1 protein-coding gene is annotated in these 335 nt (G+C 69.0%); it reads right to left on the bottom strand.

Features of this window, described 5'->3' with window-relative positions:
* Positions 1 to 3 precede the first annotated feature (3 nt).
* A partial coding sequence (locus tag AB1L30_RS00880; protein ID WP_367011453.1) for an NAD(P)-dependent oxidoreductase occupies positions 4 to 335 on the bottom strand: 332 nt, incomplete at its 5' end.

The following is a 335-nucleotide window of genomic DNA, read 5'->3' on the forward strand; positions in this document are numbered from 1 at the left end:
ATCCTACGGTGCCATAGGCACGATGAGCGCTTCCTGATCCACCAGGTCGCCGCGGGCGGTGTTGATCAGGCTGCTGCCGGGTTTCATCAGCGCGATGCGGCGCGCATCGATCATCCCGCGCGTTTCCTCGCTGGCGGGCGAGTGGAGCGTCAGGATATCGGCCTGCGCCATGAGGTCGTCCAGGTCCGCGACATAGCGCGCCCCCAGCATCCGCTCGACCGCTTCGGGCACGCGCTTGCGGTTGTGGTAGGCGATCTCCAGGCCGAAGGCGCGGGCCCGGTGCGCGACCGCCTGCCCGATGCGCCCCATGCCGACGATGCCGAGTGTCTTGCCCG

This window comes from Bremerella sp. JC817 (assembly GCF_040718835.1).
Classification (GTDB): domain Bacteria; phylum Planctomycetota; class Planctomycetia; order Pirellulales; family Pirellulaceae; genus Bremerella.